The organism is Streptomyces sp. CC53, assembly GCF_001865245.1.
Taxonomy (GTDB): domain Bacteria; phylum Actinomycetota; class Actinomycetes; order Streptomycetales; family Streptomycetaceae; genus Streptomyces.
The window spans coordinates 996-5,697 of sequence record NZ_MKXB01000150.1; the positions used below are offsets into that span (position 1 = coordinate 996).

At 70.4% G+C, this 4,702-nt stretch carries 5 protein-coding genes and 2 tRNA genes; 1 reads left to right on the top strand and 6 read right to left on the bottom strand.

The window, feature by feature from the left end; all coding sequences use genetic code 11:
* The 4 genes from BJP40_RS16090 to leuC all read right to left on the bottom strand — a co-directional run.
* The coding region (locus tag BJP40_RS16090; RefSeq protein WP_079171227.1) for an HU family DNA-binding protein at positions 1–428 on the bottom strand (428 nt) is incomplete at its 3' end.
* Between the two features lie 141 nt (positions 429–569).
* The gene (locus tag BJP40_RS16095) at positions 570–797 is read right to left on the bottom strand and encodes a hypothetical protein (RefSeq protein ID WP_071269266.1); all 228 of its coding nucleotides are present in this window, start codon (positions 795–797) and stop codon (positions 570–572) included.
* A gap of 453 nt (positions 798–1,250) precedes the next feature.
* Entirely contained in the window at positions 1,251–1,844 is a 594-nt protein-coding gene (leuD, locus tag BJP40_RS16100) for a 3-isopropylmalate dehydratase small subunit (protein ID WP_071280962.1), read from the bottom strand.
* Positions 1,845–1,850: 6 nt separating this feature from the next.
* Positions 1,851–3,281: a 3-isopropylmalate dehydratase large subunit gene (gene leuC, locus BJP40_RS16105; RefSeq protein WP_071280963.1), complete on the bottom strand. Its 1,431-nt coding sequence runs from the start codon at positions 3,279–3,281 to the stop codon at positions 1,851–1,853.
* Positions 3,282–3,482: 201 nt separating this feature from the next.
* Here leuC and ndgR point away from each other — a divergent pair, with 201 nt between their 5' ends.
* On the top strand, positions 3,483–4,199 hold the full coding sequence (gene ndgR / locus BJP40_RS16110) for an IclR family transcriptional regulator NdgR (RefSeq protein WP_071269269.1): 717 nt from the start codon (positions 3,483–3,485) through the stop codon (positions 4,197–4,199).
* 219 nt (positions 4,200–4,418) lie between these two features.
* On the opposite strand, the gene BJP40_RS16115 is transcribed toward ndgR, so the two are convergent.
* Together BJP40_RS16115 and BJP40_RS16120 are read right to left on the bottom strand one after the other, a co-directional pair.
* Positions 4,419–4,491, bottom strand: a tRNA-Glu gene (locus tag BJP40_RS16115).
* A 61-nt stretch (positions 4,492–4,552) separates the two neighbouring features.
* Positions 4,553–4,625: transfer RNA gene (locus BJP40_RS16120), tRNA-Glu, on the bottom strand.
* Positions 4,626–4,702 lie beyond the last annotated feature (77 nt).

Sequence of the window (4,702 nt, forward strand, 5' to 3'; positions counted from 1 at the left end):
GTGGTCTTCTTGGCGGGCGTCGCCTTCTTCGCGGCGGCCTTCTTCGTCACGGCCTTCTTCGCCGCGGCCTTCTTCGCGGCGGTCCCCGTGGCGCCGGTGAGGCTGCCCTTGGGCGCCTTCTTGACGGACACCTCGCCCGCCTTGGGCAGCTTCTTGCTGCCGCTGACCAGGTCCTTGAAGCCCTGGCCTGCGCGGAAGCGCGGAACGGAGGTCTTCTTGACCCTGACGCGCTCGCCGGTCTGCGGGTTGCGGGCGTAGCGGGCCGGACGCTCGACCTTCTCGAACGAGCCGAAGCCGGTGACCGAGACCCGGTCGCCCGAGACGACCGCGCGGACGATGGCGTCCAGCACCGCGTCCACGGCGTCGGCGGCCTGCTGGCGGCCGCCCATCTTGTCGGCAATCGCTTCTACGAGCTGCGCCTTGTTCACGTCTTCCCCTTCGGAGACATTGCCGGAACGAAACTGTTCAAGCGTTTTCGCACGTTAGGCAGATATATACCGCAAATCAAACACGAAACGGGCTAATCACCCTTGTGCCGCAACGCAGTACGCTGCGGAGCACTTCGGATGTCAGTCCCCTTCAGGGAATCGGCCCTCGTCGAGGTCCTTCAACAACCGGTCGAGACGCTCTGCCGCGTCCGCGAGATCGTGCTTCGCCGCTGCCGTGACGACCAGCAGCTTCCGGGACAGCGCCATCCTTACGCCCTCCGGGACTTGCAGTGCGCGCACTCGGGCGTGCGCTTCTTTCAGCCGGGCCGCGACGGCCTCGTAGAGTTCGAGTTGGCTGTCGCGTTCCATGCGCCGATTGTGCCATCTGGGGCGAGTTGTCGCCTCCGTAGGGGGTAACTGGCCTCTGCCGGCGCTGATGGCGTCCCTGGCGGGAGGCGCCCGTTCCGGTAGGGCTCGCATGCCCAACTACCTGCGGCGCAAACCGGATTGCCCCCTTCGGGGGATGGTGGTGTTCGGTGGCGACGGGCACGGCGCCAGGCGCCCGGCGCCGTCAGCCGGATGGCCGCGCGGGGTCGTTCCGCACAACCGATCGCCCGCACTGAGGGGCGGTTTCTCGCCACTGCGGCGGCCGTGCCGCAGCACTCCCCTGGTGCCGCCTCCGGACGGGAGCGGACACGGCGACGCCCCCGGCCGGAAGGTCGGCCGGGGGCGTCGGGGGTTCGTTCGCGGACCGGGCACCGTGCTCCGGCCCGCGGTGCGAGCTCTGATCCGGGTGCCCGGAGCCCGAGGGGGCGGAGCGGGTCAGACGGGGAGGGTGCGCGGCTTGTAGGAGGCGCGCTCGGCCTCGTACGCGGCGATGTCCGCCTCGTTCTGCAGGGTGATGCTGATGTCGTCCAGGCCGTTCAGCAGTCGCCAGCGGGCGTTCTCGTCGAGTTCGAAGTCGGCGGTGATGCCCTCGGCGCGGACCTGGCGGTTCTCCAGGTCGACGGTGATCTCGGTGGTGGGGTCGGCTTCGACCAGCTCCCACAGGGCGTCCACGGTCTTCTGGTCGAGGACCACCGTGAGCAGGCCGTTCTTCAGCGAGTTGCCCCGGAAGATGTCGGCGAAGCGGGAGGACACGACGGCTTTGAAGCCGTAGTTCTGCAGGGCCCAGACGGCGTGCTCGCGGGAGGAGCCGGTGCCGAAGTCGGGGCCGGCGACCAGGACCGTGGCGCCCTGCCGTTCGGGCCGGTTGAGGACGAACTCGGGGTCTTTGCGCCAGGCCTCGAACAGACCGTCCTCGAAGCCGTCCCGAGTGACCTTCTTGAGCCAGTGGGCGGGGATGATCTGGTCGGTGTCGACGTTGCTGCGGCGCAGCGGGACGGCGCGGCCGGTGTGCGTGGTGAAGGCTTCCATGGTTCCTCAGACCCCCGCGGGAGTGGTGGCGTCGGCGTCGGACAGGTCGGCAGGGGAGGCCAGGTGGCCCAGGACCGCGGTGGCGGCGGCGACCTGCGGCGAGACGAGGTGGGTGCGACCGCCCTTGCCCTGGCGGCCCTCGAAGTTGCGGTTGGAGGTGGACGCGGAGCGCTCACCGGGCGCGAGTTGGTCGGGGTTCATGCCCAGGCACATGGAGCAGCCGGCGTGCCGCCATTCGGCCCCGGCCTCCTTGAAGACCTTGTCCAGGCCCTCGTCCACGGCCTGCAGGCCGACGCGGGCGGAACCGGGGACGACCAGCATCCGCAGGCCGTCGGCGATCTTCCGGTCCCGCAGGATGTCGGCGGCGGCCCTCAGGTCCTCGATGCGGCCGTTGGTGCAGGAGCCGACGAAGACGGTGTCGACCTTGATGTCGCGCAGCGGCTGCCCGGCGGTGAGGCCCATGTACTCCAGGGCCTTCTCGGCGGCCATGCGCTCCGAGGCGTCCTCGTACGAGGCGGGGTCGGGAACCTTAGCCGAAAGCGGCGCGCCCTGGCCGGGGTTGGTGCCCCAGGTCACGAACGGGGACAGCTCGGCGGCGTCGATGACCACCTCGGCGTCGAAGACGGCGTCCTCGTCGGTCCGCAGGGTCTTCCAGTACGCCACGGCGGCGTCCCAGTCCTCGCCCTCGGGGGCGTGGGCGCGACCCTTGAGGTAGGCGAAGGTGGTCTCGTCGGGGGCGATCATGCCCGCGCGGGCGCCGGCCTCGATGGACATGTTGCAGATGGTCATGCGGGCCTCCATCGAGAGCTTCTCGATGGCGGAGCCGCGGTACTCCAGGACGTAGCCCTGGCCGCCGCCGGTGCCGATCCTGGCGATGATCGCCAGGATCAGGTCCTTGGCGGTGACGCCCTCGGGCAGCTCGCCGTCGACCGTGATCGCCATGGTCTTGGGGCGGGACATGGGCAGCGTCTGGGTGGCCAGTACGTGCTCGACCTGGGAGGTGCCGATGCCGAAGGCGAGCGCGCCGAAGGCGCCGTGGGTCGACGTGTGGGAGTCGCCGCAGACCACCGTCGTACCGGGCTGGGTCAGGCCGAGCTGGGGGCCCACGACGTGGACGACGCCCTGCTCGACGTCGCCGAGCGGGTGCAGGCGGACGCCGAACTCGGCGCAGTTCTTGCGCAGGGTCTCCAGCTGGGCGCGGGAGACGGGGTCGGCGATCGGCTTGTCGATGTCGAGGGTGGGGGTGTTGTGGTCCTCGGTGGCGATGGTCAGGTCGAGCCTGCGGACCTGCCGCCCGCTCTTGCGGAGGCCGTCGAAGGCCTGGGGGCTGGTGACCTCGTGCAGCAGGTGCAGATCGATGTAGAGGAGGTCGGGCTCGCCCTCGGCGCGCCGGACGACGTGGTCGTCCCAGACCTTCTCCGCGAGTGTCCTACCCATCGCTTTCCCTCCGGCCGGCGTGGTGTGCCGGCGATCTAGAGACACGTGCGCCCACGCCCTGGTCTCATAGGTGAAGCCACGTGATCCCACGTGCTGGACGCCGGCAGCGGACCCGTTGATCCCGGGGCCGCCCCTCCAGGTTGGCAAGTTCCCGGGAAAATTGAACTTGCGTTTCACAGAGTGAGACGCGAGTATCGTTGCATGGACAACAGTAGCGGCGTAGGCGTTCTCGACAAGGCAGCATTGGTTCTGAGCGCCCTGGAGTCCGGTCCGGCCACCCTCGCCGGGCTCGTAGCGGCGACCGGACTCGCCCGGCCCACGGCCCACCGGCTGGCCGTGGCGCTGGAGCACCACCGGATGGTGGCGCGGGACATGCAGGGCCGGTTCATCCTGGGCCCCCGGCTGGCGGAGCTTGCCGCCGCGGCGGGCGAGGACCGCCTGCTGGCGACGGCCGGCCCGGTGCTCACGCACCTGCGCGACGTGACCGGCGAGAGCGCGCAGCTCTACCGGCGCCAGGGCGACATGCGCATCTGCGTGGCGGCAGCCGAGCGCCTCTCCGGCCTGCGGGACACGGTCCCCGTGGGCTCCACGCTCACCATGAAGGCGGGCTCGTCGGCGCAGATCCTCATGGCCTGGGAGGAGCCCGAGCGGCTGCACAGGGGCCTGCAGGGCGCCCGTTTCACGGCGACGGCGCTGTCAGGCGTGCGCCGCCGGGGCTGGGCCCAGTCGATCGGCGAGCGGGAACCGGGCGTGGCGTCCGTCTCCGCGCCCGTGCGGGGGCCCTCCAACCGCGTGGTGGCCGCCGTGTCCGTCTCCGGCCCGATCGAGCGCCTGACGCGCCACCCGGGCCGCATGCACGCGCAGGCGGTCATCGACGCGGCCGGCCGCCTCACGGAGGCACTGCGCCGGGCCGGCTGAGCCGCGTACGTCCACCTGCACCGGTCCCCCGCTTCAACGCCGCAGCGGTCGGGCCGGTGTGGTGTCTCTGTTCTGTTCTACGGGGCCCGTCCTGCCCTGGTCGTGGTTCCACCTGCTCCGAGGCAAGGTCCCGGCGGCTCGGAGACCCGGATGACCGCGAGAGGGACGGAACGCACGCGGAGAAGCCCTCCCCAGTGTGGGGAGGGCTTCTCCGTCTTGTACCCCCGACCGGATTCGAACCGGCGCTACCGCCTTGAGAGGGCGGCGTGCTAGGCCGCTACACAACGGGGGCCCTAGCGATCCTGCATCGGCGCCACCGGGAGCGACCCTGGTGGTACCGCGGGAAGGATCTGTACCCCCGACCGGATTCGAACCGGCGCTACTGCCTTGAGAGGGCAGCGTGCTAGGCCGCTACACAACGGGGGCTTTGCAGATAAGCTCTGCGAGCTGGCCTACCTGGACTCGAACCAAGACTAACTGAACCAGAATCAGTCGTGCTGCCA

Coding starts and splice junctions, on each gene's coding strand:
- ndgR (WP_071269269.1), top strand. CDS start 3,483: ATGGACAACAGTAGCGGCGTAGGCGTTCTCGACAAGGCAGCATTGGTT.
- BJP40_RS16095 (WP_071269266.1), bottom strand. CDS start 797: ATGGAACGCGACAGCCAACTCGAACTCTACGAGGCCGTCGCGGCCCGG.
- leuC (WP_071280963.1), bottom strand. CDS start 3,281: ATGGGTAGGACACTCGCGGAGAAGGTCTGGGACGACCACGTCGTCCGG.
- leuD (WP_071280962.1), bottom strand. CDS start 1,844: ATGGAAGCCTTCACCACGCACACCGGCCGCGCCGTCCCGCTGCGCCGC.